We start from the raw sequence: 23,049 nt of genomic DNA on the forward strand, positions 1-23,049 counted from the left end.
ATTCAAATGAAGCGTTTTGTCCAGACACTTGAAAAATTACAAATCACGCTTGGGGTATTTTTCTTAAGTATTTTCTTTATTGTGATTTTGTTACAAATTATTACCAGACATTTAGGGATATCTGTAATTTGGACAGAAGAGGTAGCGAATTATTCCTTTATTTGGTCGATATTCATGGGCGCAGCGGTAATGGTGAATCGTAGGGAACATTTCAACTTTGATTTCATCATTAAAAAGCTAACAGGAGTAAAGGAGTTAACATTAAAAATTTTTAACGATCTTGTTTTAATTTCATTTAATATTTGTATTTTTTTCCTAGGTCTTATCGTTGTAAATGAATTTTGGAATTACACATGGGCTACGTTTCCTGATATGAAAATGGGGTATATTTGGATCGCAATTCCTATTATGGCGGGTACCATGATTATTTACTCGGTATCACATTTAATTAACCATGTTCAAGAATATAAAGCGAAGGAGGTTAGATCATAATGGGATTTATACTTCTTGGATTATTTATCATCTTAATGTTAATTGGAGTTCCAATCGCCTTTGTAATCGGAATCGTTGCTTTGCTTGGTATTTTTGGAATCCCTTACACTCCTGAAGCCACTGTTCCAATGAAGATGGTGAATGGACTTGATTCGTTCGTTCTATTAGCAGTGCCGTTATTTATTTTAGCTGCTAATTTAATGAACTCTGGAAAAATTTCCGAAAAGCTCATTAACTTAGCACTTGCAATTGTTGGTCCGATTCGCGGGGGACTAGCCCATGCAAACGTGCTAGTATCTATGATGTTTGCTGGTGTGTCTGGTGCAGCACAAGCAGATACAGCCGGGGTAGGTAAAGTCCTAATTCCGAGCATGTTAAAACAGGGATATGACAAAGAAACCGCAGTTGGAGTTACGGCTGCATCCTCAACTGTAGGGGTCGTAATACCACCTAGTATTCCGATGATTATTTTCGCAGGTTTAACTAATGCTTCGATTGGTGCGTTGTTTCTTGGTGGAATTGTGCCAGGCATCTTAATTGGTTTAGGTATGATGATTTTTATATACATTCTTGCTAGAAAAAGAAATTATCCACGCTCCAAGCGTGTAGAGATGAAAAAATTTGCTAAATTATTCTTTGAAGCAATTCCAGCATTACTAACCCCAATTATTATCATTGGTGGAATCATTTCAGGTTTTTTTACTGCAACAGAAGCGGCGGCAGTTGCATCGCTTTACACGTTGATTGTATGTATGTTCTATTACAAAACGTTAAAAGTAAAAGACCTACCAAAAATTTTAATGGATACGTTAGCATTGAGTTCATTATCATTGTTCGCGTTAGCAGCTGCAAGCGCACTTGGAGAATTAATGAGCTACTATCAATTAGGAACGATAGCCCAAGAATTCTTTGCGAATAATGTTGGGACAGAATGGTTATTTATTATCATTGTTATCGGGTTCTTCCTGTTTGTAGGAACTTTTATGGATGCTATCCCAGCGATGATACTATTCGTACCGGTTATTCTACCAACTGCTCTGCAGTTTGGAATTGATCCAGTACACTTAGGTTTAATTGTTGTAATTACGTTAGCAATAGGATTGATTACACCTCCATACGGATTATGTCTATTATTAGCGGCTAAAATTGGGGATATGTCCATCGAGAGGTCGTTTGTTGCAGTAATACCGTATATTGCAATTATCATTGTGGTATTATTATTTATTGCGTTTTTCCCAGAAATTGCATTTTATATTCCAAAATTGATTAATCCTGGTCTATTTTAAGGATTTACAGGGGTGAGCGATAGCATGGATAACGATAAACGAATTGCGGCTGAAGAAGCAGTTAAATTTGTGAAAAATGGTATGACAGTTGGATTAGGATCTGGCTCTACAGTAAACTTGATGCTAAAAAAATTGAGTGAACGTGTGAAGGAGGGGCTTCACATTAAAGGAATCCCATCGTCGAAAAAAACAGAACGTCTAGCAAAAGAACTGGGCATTCCGTTAACTGACTTTTCCACGACTACACATATTGATCTTGCCATTGATGGTGCTGATGAAATCGATAAGGAACTAAACCTGATTAAGGGTGGGGGAGGCTCACTAGTAAGAGAAAAGATAGTTGACGCTTGCGCAGATGAATTGATTATTATTGCCGATTCTACAAAATTAGTTCCTAAGCTAGGTGCTTTCTCTCTACCAGTGGAGGTTATACCATTTGGATTTGAAGTGACAGTAAAGAGTATTGAAAAAATCGGCGGAATTCCATCGCTACGAATGAAAGAAAATCAAGTGTTTATATCTGACAATAGAAATTACATTTTAGATTGTGACTTTGGACTTATTGATGATGCGATTCAATTACATGAGAGGTTGATTAAGTTAGTTGGGGTAGTTGAAACAGGTCTATTTGGTGAGATGGCAGACAAAGTGATTGTGGCTCGGAAAGGTAATATCGAAATTCACACAAGAAACTAATTGGCAGCTCCCCTTGTTCAACAAGTGGCAAGTTGAGCTGTGTACAATTTGGCAGAAATAAAGTTTTGGAGGAATCGGTTATGAAAGACGTGATTACGATTGGGGAAGCAATGATTGCATTTAACCCTACTGCAACTGGACCGATGAAATTTGTAAATGGATTTGAAAAAAAAATAGGTGGAGCAGAGCTCAATTTAGTAATTGGGTGTGCGCGACTTGGGTTGAAAACCGGATATATTAGCCGCTTAGGTAACGATGAGTTTGGAAAATACATTCTAAATTTTGCTCGCGGTGAGGGAATTGATGTTTCACAGGTAGAATTTGTTGACGGATATCCAACATCTTTAAATTTTAAAGAAATTATGGAAGATGGAAATGTTAGAACTTTTTATTATCGAGACAAATCCCCTACACTTGCCATGAGTGAAGATGACTTAGATGAAAACTACTTCCAACAAGCAAGAATTCTACACATTACTGGGATTTATCCAGCCATCGGCTCTGTTAACATCAAAGTAATCTATCAAGCTATTAAGCTTGCAAAGAAGTATGGGTTAAAAATTTCCTTTGATCCAAATATAAGACTTCGCATGTGGAGTAAGGAAGAAGCCAGAAAAGTGTTATCTGAGATTCTACCACACGTGGACATCTTACTTGCAGGGGACGAAGAAATGGAAATTATCATCGGTGAAAAGAACCCTGAAACAATTATTGAAAAGATGAAAGCAATGGGCATATCTTTTATTGCTATCAAACAAGGGGAAAAAGGATCAGTCGGTTATTTTAACGGTGATATGATAAAATCACCGGCAATAAAGGCGTCAAAGGTAGTGGATACGGTTGGTGCCGGTGATGGATTTAATGCCGGTGTCCTTTACGGTATTTTAAAAGGTTGGCCACTTGAAAAAACGCTACATTTTGCAAATACAATTGGTTCAATGGTTGTAAGCGTAAAAGGAGATAATGAAGGACTGCCTTATATTGAAGATGTTCAGGCAAAGCTCGGGGAAGTTGAACGAATTGAAAGGTAAGTAGAAATTTCTATCCTTACTTGGTAATGGGAATATGAGGTGATTAGATTGAAATTACAGTTAGCATTAGATAGATTAACAAAAGAAGAGTGTATTCGAATTGCAAAAGAAACTGAAGAAAGTACTGATATCCTAGAAATTGGAACAGGTGTCATTAAAGAGTATGGAATGTCCATTATCAGAGAAATGCGTTCGCTATTCCCAACAAAAGTGATTCTTGCTGATATGAAAACCTGTGATGCAGGGAAACATGAGTCACTTCAAGCATTTGATGCAGGTGCAGACATTACGACCGTAATGGCATTTTCGTCCAACATTACAATTAAAGATACACTAGACATAGCAAAAGAAACAGGAAATCAAATCATGATTGATTTATTAGAGGTCCATTCCAGAGAAAGGCTAATAGAGCTTAAAGAGCTTGGTGTAAAGCTAGTAAGTCTACATGTTGGAAAAGATAAACAAACGGAAGGGAACTTTAACACCGAATTATTTTCACTTGTTGAGGGCTTTGGCTTTGAGGTAGCCGTTGCGGGTGGAATTAAACTGGAAAACATACCTGATATTGCTGTTTATAACCCAGACATTATTATTGCAGGTAGTTCTATCACAGGAGCTGAAAATCCTGCATATATGGCAGCCAAAATGAAGAATGGATAAAACTCGACAGCGACTCGACTGAGAACTGTCGAGTTTTTTTATGAAAAAGTATAGTGGAATAGTCGTGGGACAAGGGACCTGTCCCTGTGACCCATTTTTTATTGTGGTGTTACATAGTTGGTGTTAAAATATGGTTAAGTAACATTGGCAATTGGAGGAAAATCCTATGGAGTTTGTTGAACCTATCAAAAGAATTGCTGATATTAAGGGTATGAAGGAAGTATTGAGTCAACATTCACAGCGGGATTTGTTGTTCTTTGTCTTTGGGATCAATACAGGGATGAGGGTTAGTGAATTACTTTCTTTAAAAGTCGGTGATATCTGGGATGGGCAGGATATAAAAGAATTTGTTTCTATAGAAGGCCCCCACACAGATGAAGTAACTGACTTCTATATTAATCTCAGTGTGAAGAAAGAACTAAGGAAATATTTAAGCCAAGTTGATTTACAGGAGTGTGATTATTTATTCAAATCAAAAAAGAATAATAAACCAATTACTCGTCAGCAAGCATACAGAATTATTAATCATGCAGCAAAAGAGGTCGGAATTCCAGGAAAAATAGGGACTCACACCTTAAGGAAGACATTTGGATATCATGCCTATCGGAAGGGAATAGCTGTTTCCATCTTATCAAAGATCTATCGTCATCAGTCTTCTGCAGAAACATTACATTATATCGGTATTGAAAAAAACGAAAAATACATTATAAAAGTGGATGTTAATTTGTAATCCATTATCTGGAAATCTATCCTGTGTAATACCCACATTAATATACTAGATTTCTATTTTTTAGGTAATACAAATTTACTAGAAAGGAATGATCTAAAATTGCATGTTTTAGTTTCTAAACTTGTGGAAGTTTTGTATGCCGTTCTCCCTATTACCGCTATTGTCTTGATACTAAACTTTACTTTAGTTCACTTAGATATGACACTAATAGTTCGCTTTATCATTGGAGCGATTTTAATCATTATTGGATTGTCTATCTTTTTATTTGGAGTCGATCTTGGAATTACGCCAATTGGACAGTCAATGGGGGCAAGTATTGCAAAATCTAATAAAATATGGATTGTGGTGATAGCTGGATTAGCGCTAGGATTTTTCATCTCCATTGCCGAACCTGATTTACATATACTCGCCGGACAGGTTGACCTTGTTACATCTGGATTGATTTCTAAGGCTAGTCTTGTTGTGATTGTTTCGATTGGAATTGGTGCTTTAATTGCGGTGGGTCTTGCAAGAATTGTTTACAACTTTCCTTTATATAAATTGTTATCCATTTTGTATTTAATCATCTTTGTACTCGCCATATTCACTTCTCCAGAATTTTTAGCCATATCATTTGACGCTTCAGGGGCAACGACTGGGGCATTGACGGTTCCTTTTATTTTAGCGCTTGCCTTAGGGGTTTCTACACTAAAAAAGGATAGTAAAGCTTCAGAGAAAGATAGCTTCGGTTTAGTTGCAATCGCCTCTACAGGTGCGATCATCTCTGTCATGATCATGAACATCATTGCCAAAACGGATAAAATCTCAGGAAGTTTGGAAAATAATGAGGTTTCAAGCTCTATTATTGGACCTTTCTTGCACAAATTTCCAATCATAGCGTTTGAAATCATTATTGCGCTACTACCAATCTTAATCCTTTTTCTTATTTTTCAAAAAGTCTCATTTAAAAAGTCTAAAAAAGCAGTACGGAAAATTATAATGGGTCTCTTATTTACATTTATCGGACTTGTCCTGTTTTTAGTCGGAGTGAATGCTGGATTTATGGATGTAGGTACTGCAGTTGGGTATAGTATTGCATCTTTAGACAGTAAAGCATATCTTGTTATTGTAGCTTTTATCTTGGGGCTTGTAACAATATTGGCAGAACCTGCTGTTCACGTGTTGACACATCAAATAGAAGATGTTACAAGTGGGTATGTACCGAGAAAGACGGTCATGTTTTCTTTATCTATAGGAGTAGGTATTGCGGTCGCGTTGTCGATACTAAGAATATTAATTCCCGAATTACAGTTATGGCATTATCTTCTGCCAGGTTATATTATTGCGATAGCCATGACTTATTTTGTACCAAAACTGTTTGTCGGGATTGCATTTGATTCAGGTGGTGTTGCCTCAGGTCCAATGACAGCAACATTTATCTTAGCGTTTATTCAAGGTGCTGCTGAGGCAATTGACGGTGCAAATGTCCTAATTGATGGATTTGGAATGATTGCAATGGTCGCGTTAACACCATTAATTGCTTTACAGGTATTAGGATATGTATTTAAATTAAAATCAAAAAAAGGAGGACTGGAGAAGAATGTTGGGTAATTCTGAATCAGCCGACTTTGAACTGGTTTGCATAATTGTAAATCATGGTATGGGAAGTAAAATCATGCAAACAGCTAAGAAATTCGGAATATCAGGAGGAACAGTGTTGTTAGGAAAAGGCACAATAAAAAATCGCCTCTTAGAATTCTTAGCTTTAAATGACGTTAGAAAAGAAATTGTTATCATGGTCTCGAATAATAAGGTAGCGGAACAAGCGCTAGATCAGCTTGATGAAAAATTTAAATTCTCTAAACCTAATCATGGAATAGCATTTACGACTTCTGTTGGTCATATTGTTGGAGCAAGTAGCTGTAAAAGTGAAGAAATTAAAGAAGAGGAAGGTGCAGACAATCCAATGTATCATGCGATTACAGTGATTGTAGAAAAGGGTAATGCCGAAGATGTGATTGATGCAGCGGTCGAAGCTGGTTCTAAGGGTGGTACAATCATGAATGCAAGAGGTTCTGGAATCCATGAAACAAGTAAACTATTTTCAATGGAAATAGAACCTGAAAAAGAGATTGTATTAATTTTAGCTGAGACAGCAAGCACAGATGCAATTGTAGAATCAATTAGGAAAAAAATAAAAATCGATGAACCAGGAAATGGTATCATTTTTATACAAGATGTTAAAAAGACGTACGGAATTTATAAATAAAATGAGGTGCTAGCACTGACGTGTTATAGAAGAGTCAGGGTTGGCACTTTTTTATTTTTAAAAAAGTAATTACAAGTTAGTTGTTTCACTATACAAAGTATATTGAATATGATTTAATGAATGTGTAGGTATCATAAAAGTTACTGGAGGCTGTTATGGTGAAAAACACAAAACCTAATGAACCAATCGTTACACATATTTTTACAGCAGATCCTTCTGCACACGTTTTTGAAGGAAAACTTTATATTTATCCATCACATGACCTTGAACACGATGAACCGTCAAATGATAATGGGGACCAATATAAAATGGAAGATTACCACGTTTTATCCATGGAGGATATGGAAGGACCTATTGTAGACCATGGGGAAGTACTTCATATAAAGGATGTACCATGGGCAAGTAAGCAAATGTGGGCACCTGATGCAGCTTACAAAAATGGCAAGTACTATTTTTACTTTCCTGCACGTGATAAAGAAGGTATTTTCAGAATTGGAGTTGCGACAGGGAATAGCCCAGCTGGACCTTTTACACCAGAGGAAAATTATATACCAGGAAGCTTTAGTATCGACCCAGCTGTTTTTGTAGATGAAGATGATAGCGCTTTTATGTATTTCGGAGGGCTTTGGGGTGGTCAGCTTGAAAAATGGCAAACGGGCTCATTTAAATCTGAGGTTACAGAAGGACCAGCTCCTACAGAACCTGCATTAGGACCGATCTTCGCGGAATTAAATGATGATATGCTTACTTTTAAAAGTGAACCAAAGGAAATTTCAATTGTTGACGAGAATGGAAACCCAATATTAGCAGGTGATGAAGACCGTCGTTATTTTGAAGGACCGTGGGTTCATAAATACAATGGACTTTATTATCTATCCTATTCAACTGGAACAACACATAAAATTGTATACGCTGTCAGTGAAAATCCACAGGGACCATTCGTGTTCAAGGGGACAATTCTTAAGCCAGTAATTGGTTGGACAACCCATCATTCAATTGTTCAATTTAAGAATAAGTGGTATCTCTTCTACCATGACTGCTCTTTATCAAATGGGATTAACCATAAGCGCAGCGTTAAATTTACAGAACTTAAATACAATGAAGATGGAACAATTCAAACAATTGATCCATATGGAGATAAATAATGTAGAGATTCGACAGGACAGCCTGTCGAATTTTTTTATAAAAAAAGCCCTGCTTTCTATTAAAAGCAGGGGAGAGACGTGGGCTAGTTTCCTTAACCTTTGATAAAGTTGTCTACAGCGAAGGCTGATAGACCTAACGAGGTTGAGTATTTACCGAGTTTTGAAAAATTGAGTTGCAAGTCGTTTTGGTGGAATGCGAGTGTGTGTTTTTCAATCGTATTCCGGATAGGTGATTCGATCCATTCTTTCGCTAATGCAAGTCGATTTCCGATGATGACCTGTTCGGGGTTAAAAGTATTAATGATGTTATTAATTCCAAGTCCTAGATAGTGTCCAATCTCTTCAAAGAGATGCTTCGCTTTTTTGTCACCATTCTTCGCTAACTCAAGTAACCCTTCCAGTGATTTAATACTAGCATCAGACATTTCGAGTAATGCTTGCTCTGATGCATAAGCTTCCCAGCATCCACGACTTCCACAGTTACAACGCTTACCGTTCATGTCAATAATCATATGTCCCATCTCACCGGAGAATCCATTTATTCCTTTATAAAGCTCCCTGTTAACAATGATTCCGACACCAATTCCTATACCAGCGCTGATATAAAGAATGTTTTTGTGGTTTTGTCCTATACCAAAATTCTGTTCACCAACAGCCCCGGCGTTTGCTTCGTTTTCGATAATAACTGGAACATTGTAGAGTTTTTCAAGCTCCTCCTTTAATTGGATATTACTCCATCCAAGATTCGGAGCTAGCAGGACGGACCCCTCATTATTAACAATTCCCGGTACACCAACTCCGATACCGACAATTCCGTACCTGCTCTTTGGCATTTCATCCATTAGCGACTGAATCATTTTTTGTAAAATATCCATGATTGACGCATAAGTAGTGTGGCTCAGTGTTTGGCTTTTTTCAATTAAAATATTCCCTTTTAAATCGGTAAGGACAGATAGCACATAGTTTACACCAATATCGATTCCAATTGCATAACCTGCATCCTTATTGAAGTGAAGAATCACGGGACGTCGACCTCCACTAGAGACACCTGGTCCTGATTCAAAAATTAAATCTTCCTCTAATAATTCAGTAACTAAAGTTGAAACTGTTGTTTTATTTAAGCCTGAAGTCTGAGCAATATCTGCACGTGAAATTGGCTCGTTTTCCATAATTAATTGAAGGACGAGTGCTTTATTATTTTTTTTAACAACCTGTTGATTCCATGTCATCGTTCTCACTGATTTAACTCCTTATTTGGTATTGTGTTTATTTTATCATAAAACTTAGTATGGTGAATATACGAATGTGAAACTCAGTATATATAAGGAATGGGGGATAAATTAAGTACGTATAAATATAATAGTAAAATAATTTTCGAGATACTTAGTTTATTGTATAGACAAACTTTGTAAGCGGTGTTATACTCTGATTATGGAAGCTTGCTTAAAGATGACAAGCTTTTGATAGCATTAAAAAAAATTTCTAAATACCAGGAGGAATAACCCGATGGCTTATTTCGATTCAGTTAACAAAATTAAATATGAAGGCGCTAAATCTACGAATCCTTTTTCATTTAAATATTACAATCCAGAAGAAAAAATTAATGGCAAGACAATGGAGGAAATTCTTCGTTATTCTGTTGCATACTGGCATACATTTACTGCTGATGGAACAGACCCATTTGGTGTAGGGACTGCAGTACGTCCTTGGGATCACCTTAAGGGTTTAGACTTAGCAAAAGCTCGTGTTGAAGCATCTTTTGAGCTTTTTGAAAAATTAGATGTTCCTTTCTTTGCGTTCCATGATGTTGATGTAGCTCCAGAAGGTAGTACATTGAAGGAAACGAATGAAAATCTTGATGTCATTATTGCAATGATTAAAGATTACATGAAGACAAGCAAAGTAAAATTACTTTGGAACACAGCTAATATGTTCACAAACCCACGCTATACACACGGTGCTGCGACTTCTCCAAATGCAGATGTATTTGCTTACTCTGCTGCAAAAGTAAAAAAAGGATTAGAAGTTGCTAAAGAACTTGGTGCAGAAAACTATGTTTTCTGGGGTGGCCGTGAAGGTTACGAAACACTTTTAAACACTGATATGAAGCTTGAGATGGACAACTTAGCTCGTTTCTTCCACATGGCCGTTGATTATGCGAAGGAAATTGGATTAAATGTTCCATTCTTAATTGAGCCAAAACCAAAAGAGCCTACTAAGCACCAATATGATTTTGACGTAGCTACAGGTCTAGCATTCTTACAAAAATATGACCTAACAGATTACTTCAAGTTCAATATTGAAGCAAACCACGCAACACTTGCTGGTCATACATTTGAGCATGAGTTAAGAACAGCTCGTATTAATGGTATGCTTGGTTCAGTTGATGCAAACCAAGGGGATACATTACTTGGCTGGGATACAGACGAATTCCCAACAGACCTATATACAAACACATTAGCCATGTATGAAATTCTGCAAAATGGTGGACTAGGCAATGGTGGTCTAAACTTTGATGCAAAAGTAAGAAGAGGTTCATTTGATACAGATGATCTTTTCCACGCACATATTGCGGGTATGGATGCTTTTGCGGTTGGCTTAAAGGTAGCTAATAAACTAATCGAAGATAAAGTGCTTGATAACTTTGTAGAAGAGCGCTATAGCAGTTATACGAAAGGCATTGGCTTAGAAATCGTAGAAGGAAAAACCAACTTCCGTGAGCTAGAAGCATATGCACTTGGATTAACTGAAATTAAAAATACATCAGGTAGAACAGAACGCTTAAAAGCGTTAATCAACCAATATCTACTAGAAACTTTAAATGCTTAATGAATAGAAAACAAGAATGTGCTGGGTGTATGCTACTCCAGCACATTTTTGTAGAAAAGGATGAGACGGATGAAATATGTAATCGGTGTGGACCTCGGAACAAGCGCTGTAAAAATTTTGCTTGTAAATCAGAACGGGGAAGTAGCAGGTGAGGTATCGAAATCATATCCACTTATAATTGAGAAATCAGGTTATAGTGAACAAAATCCGGAAGAATGGGTTGAAAAGACAACTGCAGGTCTAAAAGAACTTGTTGCTCAATTCGATGGGGACGTAAATGATATTGAAGGAATTAGTTTCTCTGGACAAATGCATGGACTAGTTTTACTAGACAATGAAAATCAAGTGTTGAGAAACGCAATTTTATGGAATGATACAAGAACGACGAAGCAATGTGAGCAAATCTATGAGACTTTTGGTAGGGAACAACTATTGGAAGTAACAAAGAACCCTGCATTAGAAGGTTTTACATTGCCGAAAATTCTTTGGGTAAAAGAAAATGAGCCGCAAATATTCGAACGCTCCAATCTGTTCATGCTTCCGAAGGATTATTTACGTTATCGAATTACAGGTGCCATTCATATGGAGTACTCAGACGCGGCGGGGACATTGATGTTAGATGTGGCAAATCGTGAATGGAGTAAGGAAGTATTAAATGCATTTGGACTTGTGCCAGAATTTTGTCCACCTTTAGTGGAGTCACACGACTTTGTTGGTACGGTAATTCCTGAATTTGCTGAGATAACAGGACTATCTAAGGCTACTAAGGTATTTGCTGGAGGAGCGGATAACGCTTGTGGCGCGATTGGTTCAGGAATCTTGTCGGAAGGTAAGACTCTCTGCAGCATAGGCACTTCAGGTGTAGTGTTGTCCTATGAGGAACGAAATGATCTTGATTTTGAAGGTAAGGTTCACTATTTTAACCATGGTGAAGAAAATACGTATTATACGATGGGTGTCACACTTGCGGCAGGTTATAGCCTGAGTTGGGTTAAGGATACGTTTGCAAAAGAAGAGACTTTCGATCAATTTTTAGAGGGTATCGAGGAAGTGCCTTCAGGTAGCAACGGATTATTATTTACACCTTATATTGTAGGTGAAAGAACACCACATGCAGATTCGAATATCCGAGGCAGCTTTATTGGTATTGATGCAGCCCATGAACGAAAGCATTTTGCCCGTGCGGTACTTGAAGGAATTACATTTTCTTTGAACGAGTCGATTGAAATCTTCAGAAATAGCGGCAAAACGATAGATACAATTATATCAATTGGCGGCGGTTCAAAAAACGAAGCTTGGCTACAAATGCAGGCCGATATTTTTAACGCGAAAATAGAGAAATTAACATCTGAACAAGGTCCTGGAATGGGAGCAGCCATGCTTGCTGCATATGGCAGTGGATGGTTTGAATCATTAAAAGAATGTGCGGATACGTTCCTGCAAACTTCGAAAACATATGAACCAATTCCAGAAAATGTGGAAGCGTACCAAAAAATATTTGCCATCTACCAACAAGTTTATACCCAAACAAAAGCTCTCAACGAACAGCTAAGAGCCTTTAGAAAATAATGGGACGGGGACAGGTCCCCTGTCCCACTTTCCATTTAAATGAAACAGATTGAAGGCCAGTATTATTCTTCGGTCATTTACATAAGTTCGGAGCAGAGGGAGAAGAGCGTTTTAAAAAGTGAAATCTGATACGAATTGGGCATTATCAAATATTAGTCAATAAGAAGATTAATGGATAAGCTGCAATGAAAGGGGATATAAAAATGAATTACCGTGAATTAGGCAACACTGGAATAAAAATTAGTGAAGTGAGCTTTGGTACTTGGGCAATCGGCGGAGCTTGGGGGAAAACGAATGATACTGAAGCTCTAAGGTCTTTGGAATTTGCAATGGATCAAGGTGTAAACTTTTTTGATACAGCCGATGTGTATGGTGACGGACATAGTGAAGAGTTGTTGGCTAAGGCAACAAAAGGCAAGGAAGATAAGATTCATATTGCCACTAAATTCTGCCGGCAAGGTGACATCTTTGATCCCAAAAATTACAGTTATGAACAAGTAAGCAAATATTGTGAAGACAGCCTTCGTCGTTTAAATCGAGACGCGATTGATTTATATCAAATTCATTGCCCTGCTACAGAGATTTTACGAGATGGAAGTGTTTTTGAAGTACTCGACCGTTTGCAACTCGAAGGGAAAGTTCGTCATTATGGGGTAAGTGTAGAAACAGTTGAGGAAGGTCTTATTTGTTTGGAGAATCCAAATGTAAAGAGCTTGCAAATTATTTTTAATATGTTCCGCCAAAAGCCGTTGGATGAGTTAATTCCTGAGGCCTACAATAAAGGAGTCGGACTACTTGTGAGATTGCCACTTGCTAGCGGACTGCTTACTGGTAAATTCACCTCTAATCATGTCTTTGAAGAGGATGACCACCGACGTTTTAATGAAAATGGGGAAGCATTTAATGTTGGGGAAACATTTGCCGGACTTGGTTTTAAAAAGGGTGTTGAACTTGCGGACCAGTTAAAGTGGATCGCAAATGGACGTAACTCGATGGCAAGTGCAGCTCTACGTTGGATATTAGACCAAAAAGAAATAACATGTATAATTCCTGGCTTTAAAAATGTAAAACAAGTTCAAAATAACCTGGCATCTCTTGAAGAAAAATCATTTACAAACGAAGAAGCAGAACAAATTCTGCGTTTCTATCATGAAAATGTAAAAGATTTTATCAGAGGAGCATATTAAAGAACGAGCTAGTCTCGTTCTTTTTTATGGACATATGATTCGAGTTTTTATTTGGAAGCGTGAGAGAGTGATATATTTGTTATTACATGAGGAAACATTACAATCATCAGTTAAAGTGGTTCGGAAGCTTGTTAGGAATTTGATTTGTTACTTGTTGTTGAGCGCTATGAAAGGATTTTAAGAGTAGAGTGTGATAAAATTTCATATCAAAATAATTTTGTATTTGTCGACGTCGGAGGGATTTGATGAGTAAAACAGCAAACCGAGCCTATGCGGCTACATTGTGGATTTCAAAATTCGCGTATCTAAATCTACTTTGGATTGGATTCTCGTTAGTGGGACTAGTTGCTTTGGGATTCTTTCCAGCAACGGTGGCCATGTTTGCGGTTGTTCGCAAATGGTTAATGGGAGATACTGATATTCCAGTCTTTGGTACCTTTTGGAGTACCTATAAAGCTGAGTTTATAAAAAGTAACGGTCTAGGGTTGATCATTGTAGTGGTTGGAGTCTTGATAATACTTGACTTGTTTTTTGTAAGGAATTTAGGTGGAAGTTTTGTTCGCGTAATTCAAATCCCAATTTATTTGTTTATTTTTGCAGCAGTAATGACGTTGTTGTACATATTTCCGGTGTTTGTTCACTATGAACTTAAGATTGTCCATATGATTAAAAACTCATTTTTGTTAATGCTCATTAACCCACTTGAAAATGTTGTGATGGTTATTAGTTTGGTAATGGTATTCTTTGTCATAAAATATATCCCTGGATTGGGCTTTTTCTTCGGGGGGAGCCTATCTGCAGCAATCATCATGGCTGCATGCTACCGTACTTTTCAAAAGATGGAACGGAAGAAGGAAAGCTTAGGTTAAGTAAAGAAGTTATATTGCGGATCAGAAAGCCATTCTGAATCCCAGAGGTTCTAATTACTTTTCAAGGGTTGATGTAGGGGAGAAGTATCTTTGGACTGATACTGAATCCTCTTCATGGGGTCAATGAAGGGGAAAAGGAGCGTCGAACATAAGCTGAATCCTCTTCATAGCGCCGATGAAGGGGAAAAGAAGCTTTGGATTGATACTGAATCCTCTTCATAGCGTCGATGAAGAGGAAAAGAAGCGTTGGACAGAAGCCGAATCCTCTTCATCGCGTCAATGAAGAGGAAAAGGAGCGTCGAACAGAATCCGAATCCTCTTCATAGCGCCGATGAAGGGGAAAAGAAGCTTTGGATTGATACTGAATCCTCTTCATCGCGTCGATGAAGAGGAAAAGAAGCGTTGGACAGAAGCCGAATCCTCTTCATAGAGTTAATGAAGGGGAAAAGAAGCGTTGGACAGAAGCCGAATCCTCTTCATAGAGTCGATGAAGGGGAAAAGAAGCGTCGAACAGAAGCTGAATCCTCTTCATGGCGTCAATGAAGGGGAAAAGGAGCGTCGAACAGAAGTTGAATCCTCTTCATAGCGTCGATGAAGGGGAAAAGGAGCGTCGAACAGAAGTTGAGTCCTCTTCATGGTGTCGATGAAAGGGAAAAGAAGCGCCAAACAGAAGGTGAACCCTCTTCATAGAGTCGATGAAGGGGAAAAGGAGCATTAAACATAAGCTGAATCCTCTTCATGGTATCGATGAAGGGGAAAAGGAGCTTTGGATTGATACTGAATCCTCTTCATCGCATCGATGAAGAGGAAAAGAAGCCAAGTTTATGAAGGTCAACCTGTAAGTAGATTAATAGATAACGTTCTTCATAGGGATCATGAAGTCCCAACCGAATGGACTACCTAAGAAAGAGTTTTAATAAAGAACAGCCAACTTAAGATTGCTCAATAGTGTTAAAACCTTTGCCGGCCCCAAACCCTACCATATCAACTCCAAGCTCCAAGCTCCAAACTCCAAACTCCAAACTCCAAACTCCAAATTCTAAATCCCTCAATTTCCCCAATTACAAAAAGACAGATAGGAAGATTCAAGTAGAAGCTTTCCTATCTGTCTCTTATTGTTTGACTCCAAACCAAGCCTATTGGCCATTCATATTTCTGGCTGCAGATTGTGGCATGTTTGTTGCGATGGCCCCAATCCCAAGCGGTGGTTCTTACTCATAACCTTATCCTTTCACAGAACCAGCTGCCATTCCTTCAACGATCTTATCACTTAAGAATAAGAAGGCGAGTAGAATTGGCACGATACTGATAACAAGTGTTGCACCGATTGCGCCCCAGTCTGTTAAATATTGACCGACGAAGTTATTGATTCCGACAGTTAGTGTCTTCCACTTATCAGAACTGATGAATGTATTTACAAACACAAATTCGTTCCAGTTGTAAATCATGTTGATTATGGCGGTTGTAGATAATACAGGAACCGTCATTGGTAGCGTAATTTGGAAGAAGATTCGATGTACTGAGCATCCGTCCATAACCGCAGCTTCTTCGATTTCGCGAGGGAATGTCTTATAAAACCCAAGTAAAATCATGATAGTTAATGGCAAGTTAAATGCCGTATAGGATAATACGATTGATAATGGATTATCAATTAAATTTGCACTGTTGTACATTTTAAACAGTGGAATTAGAGTAGAATGTAACGGAATCATATAGGCGACTAAGAATAATCCAAGAACAGGGCCGCTTAGTTTCCAGTTCATTCGTGTTACTGCGAATGTTACAAAGCTAGCAAGAATAATCGTTAGGACAACTGATAATACAGTAATCCATACGCTATTAAAGAAGTAGACACCGATATTTCCGGAAGTCCAAGCTTTCGTATAGTTTTCCCATTGCGGGCTTTGTGGTAAAGAGAAGGGAGACATACCGAAAACTTCTTTATTGGTTTTTAAGGAAAAGAACACCAACCAAACCAATGGATAGATTTGAATAATTGCAAAAGTACCTAGTAAGAGATATAGAAATCCAAATCCAATCTTGTTCAAGAAGGATTTTCTAGGCTTTTGTGTGGAAAGGTTTGGTGTAACTTGTTGTATACGAACCTCACTCATTTTGAATCACTCCCCCTTAAAATTGAACATCGTCTTTAGATTTCGTTAATTGTGATGTTAACCATGTCATAAGAAGACAGATCACTAATAGGCCAAAGCCAATTGCACTACCGTAACCGAAGTTGTTTAATTTGAAGGCTTCTTTGTACATATATGAGGCCATCACTTCACTTGCACCGTTTGGACCTCCTCCGGTCATTACATAGATTAAATCGAAGTATTTCAATGAACCCACAACTGCTAGCATGATTGTTACCTTGAAAACTCCAGAGATGAGTGGAAGTTTGATTTTATAGGCAATTTGAAATGGGCTAGCCCCATCGATTTTTGCTGCTTCGATGACTTCGTCAGGAACATTTTTCAAAGCTGCATAATAGATCAAAATGTAAAATCCTGCGTACTGCCAAATGATTGGGATGAAGATTGCATACAGTGCAATCTTTGGGTCTGCTAACCAGATGGGTGTGTTTTCGACTCCAAAGAACTCAAGCAATTTGTTTGCCATACCGTTAGTAGGGTCAAAAATTTTCATCCATAGTTGGGCAATCGCAACAGAAGATAATAGCATTGGTATTAAATAAATTTTTCGCAAAAGGTCAGAACCTTTGATTTTGCTAGCTAAAACAAGTGAAATAGCTAAATATAAAAGTAAGCTAGCTGTTGAAAAGATTGCTAGTAAAAATGAGTGCCAGGTACTTGACCAGAATAATTTATCCTGAATTAAAGTAATGTAGTTATCTAATCCGATAAATGTCATTTCACCTATTCCGTCCCAATCCATGAGACCGTAGTAACCTGATAAAGCAATTGGAATATAAATAAGGACTAGAATGAGAAGTAAAGCAGGGAGTGTATAAAGGGCGATAACGAACTTATTCGACATCACAGTTTTCATAATGGTTTTGCCCCTTCCTTTCTATGAAGAAGAGGGCATATTACAAGCAATATGCCCTCTCTCTTTAAGCCACAATTATTTTTCGGCAGCAAGAGCTTCCTCTTGTGTTTTTGTAAATTCTTCTGGAGTTGTTTGTCCGCCAAATAATGCCTGAATTTGATTTAAGTGAACATCAGCCACGCCAGCAGACATTTGAACATCTGCATAAAGTGTTAAGTTTGAAGCATTTCCTAAATCGTTAAGAATGTCAATGTACATTGGGTGAAGGTCGCCAGCAGATGTATCAACAACTGTTGCAGGGATTACACCAGCATCAACAACTGAACGCTTGCCCCACTCATCAACAAGGTAAGAAACAAATTCTTTTGCTTCATCTTTTACTTTTGATTGTTCAGAAACGAATAAACCAACACCAGGACCACCTACGTAGCTATCAATGTCACCTTTGCCACCTTCATAGGTCGGGAATTTAAAGTACCCAATTTTATCTTTGAATTCTTGATCGACATCAGGTGATGTTGTATAGTTTGGTAGTTCCCAAGTTGCCATTAAGTACATAGCTGCTTGTTCATTCATGAAGTATCCTTTTGCTTCATCATTTGAAAGACCATTAAATCCTTTAACAAATGCATTCATATTTACAAGGTTTTCGATTTCCTCAGCAGCTTTTACAAGTGCTGGATCTTCAAAGCTACCTGTACGATTGATTGCATTATTTAAGCTTTCAGGCCCTCCGATTCTATCTGCAAGGTACATGTACCACATAGAGCCAGTCCAACGGTCTTTGTTACCTAAAGTGATAGGGGTAACGCCGTTATCAACAAGTGTTTCAACAACATTTAAGAACTCATCATATGTTTTTGGAGCTTCTAAATTATATTTTTCAAAGATTTCCTTATTGTAGTAAACTGGAGTAATGTTTAATTCTAAAGGTAAAGCATATGGTTTTTCTTCAACTGAGAAGGCATCCAAAGTGCCAGCTACGAACTTATCTTTTTCAACAATATCATCAAGTGGAGCGAACATATTTCCATCAACAAAAGGCTTCATGTAACCAGCAGCCCAAGTAATACCTACGTCAGGAAGTTCGTTTGAAGCTGACAATACTTTTATTTTCTCTTTGTATTGCTCGTTACCTAAAATTTCAGTTTGAATGTCTACATCTGGGTTCTCTTCTTCATAAGCCTTGATAATATCATCTACTATTGTAAACTGCGCATTGGAGCTACCTTCTGGCCATAAGTGCATCATTTTTACAACGGTTTTATCACTGCTAGATCCACTGGAATCTTTAGCGGTTTCATCTGATGAAGAACATCCTCCTAAGATTAAACCACCAGCTAATGCCATTGACATCACAGTAGCAAACGCTTTCTTTTTCATTAATCAAAAACCCCCTTAATTTGTCTTACCCTCTTTGCCTTACACTTAAAGTCTACCATCATGGGAATCTTCAAAAAAGGGAACGATGATTGGGAAAAATACTACTATTTTTAGAAAGCCCTTTCACTTCTTGTTTTTCGATATGTGGTAGGTGTCATTCCTTCATACTCTTTAAAAATCTTAATAAAATACTTAGCTGTTTTATAGCCAACTTCTTCAGCAATTTCATTGATGGTATGATTGGTAGAAAGGAGAAATTCTTTTGCACGTTGAATTCTACGTCGTGTCACATACTCACTAAAATTTAATTTTACTTCCTCTTTAAATAACACGCTAAAGTAACTAGGGTTTAAATGCACATGAGCTGCAACGTCTTTTTGGCTAATATCATCCTTGATGTGACGATCAATGTAGGTAATAGCCTCACGAATTGTATCTGTTGTTGTATCCATTTTCGTTGAGGCATCAATGATTTTTTTATCGACAACTTTCTCAATCATTCCTACTCTGAACTGATTTTCCAAAATTTGAATCGCTTCTTCAACCGCGTCAAGTAACTTAGATTTGCTAATTGGCTTTAAAAGATAGTTCACGACTCCAAGACGGAGCGCCTCTTGGGCATACTCAAACTCTGAGTAAGCGGATATAACAATAACGACTGGTGACATTCCTTTTTCTTTTATTGTTTTTAATAGCTGAAGTCCTGTCATTTCAGGCATACGTATATCGGAAAGTAATATATGAATCTTTTGATTTTCTGCAATTTGTAACACTTCCTCACCGCTTTGAGCAGTGAGGATATTAAATTCACCATTATTCCAATTTTCCAACGTCCTTTGCAAGCCCTGCCTAGTTCTTGGTTCATCATCAACAATCACGATATTTTTGAAAAACATTTTAATTCCCCCCATTTATTGGAATTTCAAATGAAATTCGTGTTCCTTTATCTGGCTCACTTTCAATTAAAAGTTCGGGATGCAAATTCTCGTTGTAATAGAGTTTTAATCGTTTATATACATTTGAAATGGCAATGCCTTTACCCCTTGTTGAAGCCACACTGCCAGTTTTCATAGATTCAGATATTTGATTGATTCGATCTTGGTCCATTCCTGGACCGTCGTCCTGAACAGATATTCTAATTCTATCAGTTTTAACTGATTCAATGGATACAGTTACAAGACTATCACCGACCTTATTCCCAGCCCCGTGTAAGATTGCATTTTCAACAAGTGGTTGAATGATGAGTTTTGGTATTCGAATATGTTCAAATTGCTGTGGAACAGAGACCTTCCATTTCAATCGATCACCAAAACGCATTTTCATAATTTCCATGTAGTCACTAATATGTTTAATTTCTTCCTTTAAAAATACCCAATCATCATCTGTTTCTTTTGTAATGGTGTATCGAAATAAATCAGACATTGCAATGACGACTTCGGATAACTCATCTTCATTTTTTTCTTCAAGTGACCAATGAAGGGCATCCAAGGTATTGAAGAGAAAATGCGGATTGATTTGTGCTTGTAGAGCTTTTAATTCGCTTCTACTTCGTAAAATTTCCTTTTGATAGACCATTCGGATTAGGTGATTTGTTTCCTTTACTAGTTGATTGTAGGTACTGTTTAGCTCATTGATCTCATTTACAGATGAAACATCTGGATTCAAAGTTAGAGCACCTTGGCCAGCACGCTGCATTGTTTTTGTTAAGTGGACAATCGGTCTTGTAATGACAGTTGAAAGAAATAAGGAAAAAATCATAAAAATGATTGCACCAGCTACACCAGATAAAATGATCCCTGTCCGAATTCCAGCTAGCCCTTTTGTAAGTTCACTAATGGGCGTTAATATTAGGACGGTCCAGCCTGTAAGTTTGGAAGTTTCCTTTGTTACAATATAGTCGCCTTCGTCGAGTTGAACAGTACCCTTAGGACTTGAAAGAATTTTTGAGAGATCTCCATTGTAATTTTGAACAATTGGCTGATCGTTTTCGTCCAAAAGAATGGAGTATTGGTTGTTTGATACTGGAAATTGAAAATGGTCACGGTTTATACTTATTAAAAGGTAACCGCCATGTATAAATCTGCGCTCGATTAAACTAATCCTACGTATGGCTAGGAAATTGTTTTTATCTTGCGGGTCATCTCCTATCCAAACCATTCCACCCTTTGCAAGCCTAGCTTTTTCAATCCATTTCTTCTCTATCCGATTTTTTAATAAGTCTTCATCTAGGGGAATAACACGTTGTTGTTCCCCAGAAAAGATTTGAAATGAAAAGATGCCATCTGTATTCCCCATAATACGGTTTACATGTCCCATTAATTGTTGACGTTCCTGGAAGGAGATTTCTTTTCCATCAAACATTTTTGTTAGGGCTTTTTGAACGCCCTCGTCCGTAATGACGAGCTTTGACGACATATTAATTTGTTCGTATAAAGATTCCATTCTACCGTTTGCCTCAATCGCAACCTGGCGGATTTGTTTTTCTGCATTGCTTTTTAAAAGAGTAGAGACCTGTCTTAATGTTAATAGACCTACAATCAAAAGAACGATAATCATGACAAATAAGAAGATAAATAAGATCTGATTTCGTAATGTGTTCCATTTTTTAAATTTTTTGATCATGGGCTTTCGCCTTTCTATTTTGTCATTAGTTTCATAATCTTGTATATTTGTAACCGTTATCATCGAGAGGGATGTTATAGTTTTAAAACACAGGAACTAAGAACTAGTGCCATTTTATCATTTGTTAAGGGAATTGAAAATGCTTGTTTATCGGTTAGACTAAGTTATGGTGAAACCTTGCTCTAGTGCTCTATAGTTGTTTTAAATAAATATATGAAACAATAAAAAAATTTTTTATCATCTATAAAAAAACCATTGACTAAATTATCTAAAATGTTTAACATTACAACTAAAGTTAAATAATGCAATTCTTCTTATCAAGAGAGGTGGAGGGACTGACCCTACGAAGCCTCGGCAACCAGCATTTGAATGCCCGGTGCCAAGTTCAGAGGAGTATTTTTATTCCGGAGATGAGAAGGTGGACGAATGCAAATATTATTATTGTAAATTCTTGCGCCCCTTCTGGTCTTTCAGAAGGGGTTTTTATTTTAGGCTATTTTCGTAAACTTTGTTGCTTTTTGATCCGATTATGCAAGGGATATATTATTGTCCAATTAATTATTTCAGTGGATGGTACGGGATCCTCGAAAATGCTTGCATTTTCTTCGTGCGGTGTAGTTTCGAGGAAGCAATTCAAGGTCCCGCGGGAATAGCGAGCCAGGTGAGACCCCGCAGTGACATAGCGACTTGTCCAGTTGCAGCGGCTAGAGACTCGAGAAATTTCAACTCCCCCTTCAGAGGCAAAAAACGCCTCTTTGTCGGAGTCTCCGACGTACACGACGTGCTAGTGCCGACTCCGCCACAGGACGTGGCGCTTTAGTCGGCCAATTTTCTCGTTTCTGTGCAAGCCTCCTCCACATTTTGTTGAGGAGGCTTGCGGATCGCCCGCGGAAAGCGAGTACCAGAAGCGGAAATCACCCTACAAATAAAAGCAACAATCTTTTAGAAAAGAGCCTTATTTTAAATTGGAAGAAGGAGCACTTTCCAACGGTTAATCAAATAGAAAAAATCTTAGAAATAGATATATTTTTCTAAAAAATATATTGACTGAAAAAATAAAGTATTCTATAATACTTTATATTAATGAAGGATTAAAGCGTTAATACGTCATTTGAATAAAATTCTTATCCAGAGAGACTGAGGGAACAGGCCCGATGAAGTCCAGCAACCTTCAAGTGAAAACTTGAAAAGGTGCTAATTCCTGCAGATGTGTGTACATCTGAAAGATAAGTTGAGGCCCCCTCTTCTTATTTTGAGGGGGCTTTTTATTTACATAAAATAAAAACTTATCTA

Annotated in this window: 19 protein-coding genes and 2 riboswitches; of the genes, 13 read left to right on the forward strand and 6 right to left on the reverse strand. The window is 37.6% G+C overall.

What is annotated here, in order from left to right:
- Positions 1–6 precede the first annotated feature (6 nt).
- From AC6CHV_RS18525 to AC6CHV_RS18565, 9 genes are all read left to right on the forward strand, one after another.
- Positions 7–492: a TRAP transporter small permease gene (locus AC6CHV_RS18525; protein ID WP_341332819.1), complete on the forward strand. Its 486-nt coding sequence runs from the start codon at positions 7–9 to the stop codon at positions 490–492.
- The gene (locus AC6CHV_RS18530; protein ID WP_498079445.1) at positions 492–1,778 is read left to right on the forward strand and encodes a TRAP transporter large permease subunit; all 1,287 of its coding nucleotides are present in this window, start codon (positions 492–494) and stop codon (positions 1,776–1,778) included. The genes AC6CHV_RS18525 and AC6CHV_RS18530 overlap by 1 nt, the downstream gene beginning before the upstream one ends.
- Before the next feature lie 24 nt (positions 1,779–1,802).
- Entirely contained in the window at positions 1,803–2,474 is a 672-nt protein-coding gene (gene rpiA / locus AC6CHV_RS18535) for a ribose-5-phosphate isomerase RpiA (protein ID WP_498079446.1), read from the forward strand.
- An 80-nt stretch (positions 2,475–2,554) separates the two neighbouring features.
- Positions 2,555–3,505, forward strand: a complete 951-nt coding sequence (locus AC6CHV_RS18540; RefSeq protein ID WP_341332816.1) for a sugar kinase — start codon at positions 2,555–2,557, stop codon at positions 3,503–3,505.
- 48 nt (positions 3,506–3,553) lie between these two features.
- Positions 3,554–4,165, forward strand: a complete 612-nt coding sequence (hxlA, locus tag AC6CHV_RS18545; protein WP_341332815.1) for a 3-hexulose-6-phosphate synthase — start codon at positions 3,554–3,556, stop codon at positions 4,163–4,165.
- Between the two features lie 166 nt (positions 4,166–4,331).
- A complete protein-coding gene (locus tag AC6CHV_RS18550; RefSeq protein WP_440273757.1) occupies positions 4,332–4,895 on the forward strand; it encodes a tyrosine-type recombinase/integrase in 564 nt (187 codons plus the stop codon).
- 99 nt (positions 4,896–4,994) lie between these two features.
- On the forward strand, positions 4,995–6,485 hold the full coding sequence (locus tag AC6CHV_RS18555) for a DUF1538 domain-containing protein (RefSeq protein WP_341332813.1): 1,491 nt from the start codon (positions 4,995–4,997) through the stop codon (positions 6,483–6,485).
- Positions 6,475–7,143 carry a P-II family nitrogen regulator gene (locus AC6CHV_RS18560; RefSeq protein ID WP_341332812.1) on the forward strand — a complete coding sequence of 223 codons (669 nt, stop codon included), beginning with the start codon at positions 6,475–6,477 and terminating at the stop codon, positions 7,141–7,143. Before AC6CHV_RS18555 ends, AC6CHV_RS18560 begins: the two co-directional genes overlap by 11 nt.
- Positions 7,144–7,298: 155 nt before the next feature.
- Positions 7,299–8,288: a family 43 glycosylhydrolase gene (locus AC6CHV_RS18565; protein ID WP_498079447.1), complete on the forward strand. Its 990-nt coding sequence runs from the start codon at positions 7,299–7,301 to the stop codon at positions 8,286–8,288.
- A gap of 92 nt (positions 8,289–8,380) precedes the next feature.
- On the opposite strand, the gene AC6CHV_RS18570 is transcribed toward AC6CHV_RS18565, so the two are convergent.
- The gene (locus tag AC6CHV_RS18570) at positions 8,381–9,517 is read right to left on the reverse strand and encodes an ROK family transcriptional regulator (RefSeq protein ID WP_341333584.1); all 1,137 of its coding nucleotides are present in this window, start codon (positions 9,515–9,517) and stop codon (positions 8,381–8,383) included.
- A gap of 277 nt (positions 9,518–9,794) precedes the next feature.
- Between AC6CHV_RS18570 and xylA the strand changes: the two genes are divergently transcribed.
- From xylA to AC6CHV_RS18590, 4 genes are all read left to right on the forward strand, one after another.
- Positions 9,795–11,117 (forward strand): xylose isomerase, encoded by a 1,323-nt coding sequence (gene xylA, locus AC6CHV_RS18575; protein ID WP_341332810.1) that lies wholly within the window; start codon positions 9,795–9,797, stop codon positions 11,115–11,117.
- Between the two features lie 69 nt (positions 11,118–11,186).
- Complete coding sequence (gene xylB / locus AC6CHV_RS18580) at positions 11,187–12,686, forward strand: xylulokinase (protein ID WP_498079448.1); 1,500 nt, start codon at positions 11,187–11,189, stop codon at positions 12,684–12,686.
- 203 nt (positions 12,687–12,889) lie between these two features.
- The gene (locus AC6CHV_RS18585; protein ID WP_498079449.1) at positions 12,890–13,873 is read left to right on the forward strand and encodes an aldo/keto reductase; all 984 of its coding nucleotides are present in this window, start codon (positions 12,890–12,892) and stop codon (positions 13,871–13,873) included.
- Positions 13,874–14,118: 245 nt separating this feature from the next.
- Positions 14,119–14,742 carry a DUF624 domain-containing protein gene (locus AC6CHV_RS18590; RefSeq protein ID WP_498079450.1) on the forward strand — a complete coding sequence of 208 codons (624 nt, stop codon included), beginning with the start codon at positions 14,119–14,121 and terminating at the stop codon, positions 14,740–14,742.
- 1,223 nt (positions 14,743–15,965) lie between these two features.
- On the opposite strand, the gene AC6CHV_RS18595 is transcribed toward AC6CHV_RS18590, so the two are convergent.
- The 5 genes from AC6CHV_RS18595 to AC6CHV_RS18615 all read right to left on the reverse strand — a co-directional run bounded on the left by AC6CHV_RS18595 (position 15,966) and on the right by AC6CHV_RS18615 (position 21,756).
- Positions 15,966–16,856: an ABC transporter permease subunit gene (locus tag AC6CHV_RS18595; protein ID WP_498079451.1), complete on the reverse strand. Its 891-nt coding sequence runs from the start codon at positions 16,854–16,856 to the stop codon at positions 15,966–15,968.
- A 16-nt stretch (positions 16,857–16,872) separates the two neighbouring features.
- A complete protein-coding gene (locus tag AC6CHV_RS18600) occupies positions 16,873–17,751 on the reverse strand; it encodes a carbohydrate ABC transporter permease (RefSeq protein WP_440273765.1) in 879 nt (292 codons plus the stop codon).
- Between the two features lie 75 nt (positions 17,752–17,826).
- Positions 17,827–19,134, reverse strand: a complete 1,308-nt coding sequence (locus AC6CHV_RS18605) for an extracellular solute-binding protein (protein ID WP_498079452.1) — start codon at positions 19,132–19,134, stop codon at positions 17,827–17,829.
- 110 nt (positions 19,135–19,244) lie between these two features.
- Positions 19,245–20,030, reverse strand: a complete 786-nt coding sequence (locus tag AC6CHV_RS18610) for a response regulator transcription factor (RefSeq protein WP_341332803.1) — start codon at positions 20,028–20,030, stop codon at positions 19,245–19,247.
- Between the two features lies 1 nt (position 20,031).
- Entirely contained in the window at positions 20,032–21,756 is a 1,725-nt protein-coding gene (locus tag AC6CHV_RS18615) for a histidine kinase (RefSeq protein WP_498079453.1), read from the reverse strand.
- A gap of 311 nt (positions 21,757–22,067) precedes the next feature.
- Positions 22,068–22,173: riboswitch (SAM riboswitch) on the forward strand.
- Positions 22,174–22,877: 704 nt separating this feature from the next.
- Positions 22,878–22,989, forward strand: a riboswitch (SAM riboswitch).
- Positions 22,990–23,049 lie beyond the last annotated feature (60 nt).

The sequence above is a fragment of the Ferdinandcohnia sp. GQ5 genome, from assembly GCF_059759275.1.

Coding starts and splice junctions, on each gene's coding strand:
- AC6CHV_RS18570 (WP_341333584.1), bottom strand. CDS start 9,517: ATGACATGGAATCAACAGGTTGTTAAAAAAAATAATAAAGCACTCGTC.
- AC6CHV_RS18525 (WP_341332819.1), top strand. CDS start 7: ATGAAGCGTTTTGTCCAGACACTTGAAAAATTACAAATCACGCTTGGG.
- AC6CHV_RS18560 (WP_341332812.1), top strand. CDS start 6,475: ATGTTGGGTAATTCTGAATCAGCCGACTTTGAACTGGTTTGCATAATT.
- AC6CHV_RS18550 (WP_440273757.1), top strand. CDS start 4,332: ATGGAGTTTGTTGAACCTATCAAAAGAATTGCTGATATTAAGGGTATG.
- AC6CHV_RS18610 (WP_341332803.1), bottom strand. CDS start 20,030: ATGTTTTTCAAAAATATCGTGATTGTTGATGATGAACCAAGAACTAGG.
- xylB (WP_498079448.1), top strand. CDS start 11,187: ATGAAATATGTAATCGGTGTGGACCTCGGAACAAGCGCTGTAAAAATT.
- AC6CHV_RS18600 (WP_440273765.1), bottom strand. CDS start 17,751: ATGAAAACTGTGATGTCGAATAAGTTCGTTATCGCCCTTTATACACTC.
- AC6CHV_RS18590 (WP_498079450.1), top strand. CDS start 14,119: ATGAGTAAAACAGCAAACCGAGCCTATGCGGCTACATTGTGGATTTCA.
- AC6CHV_RS18565 (WP_498079447.1), top strand. CDS start 7,299: ATGGTGAAAAACACAAAACCTAATGAACCAATCGTTACACATATTTTT.
- AC6CHV_RS18595 (WP_498079451.1), bottom strand. CDS start 16,856: ATGAGTGAGGTTCGTATACAACAAGTTACACCAAACCTTTCCACACAA.
- AC6CHV_RS18540 (WP_341332816.1), top strand. CDS start 2,555: ATGAAAGACGTGATTACGATTGGGGAAGCAATGATTGCATTTAACCCT.
- AC6CHV_RS18585 (WP_498079449.1), top strand. CDS start 12,890: ATGAATTACCGTGAATTAGGCAACACTGGAATAAAAATTAGTGAAGTG.
- xylA (WP_341332810.1), top strand. CDS start 9,795: ATGGCTTATTTCGATTCAGTTAACAAAATTAAATATGAAGGCGCTAAA.
- AC6CHV_RS18615 (WP_498079453.1), bottom strand. CDS start 21,756: ATGATCAAAAAATTTAAAAAATGGAACACATTACGAAATCAGATCTTA.
- AC6CHV_RS18530 (WP_498079445.1), top strand. CDS start 492: ATGGGATTTATACTTCTTGGATTATTTATCATCTTAATGTTAATTGGA.
- rpiA (WP_498079446.1), top strand. CDS start 1,803: ATGGATAACGATAAACGAATTGCGGCTGAAGAAGCAGTTAAATTTGTG.
- AC6CHV_RS18605 (WP_498079452.1), bottom strand. CDS start 19,134: ATGAAAAAGAAAGCGTTTGCTACTGTGATGTCAATGGCATTAGCTGGT.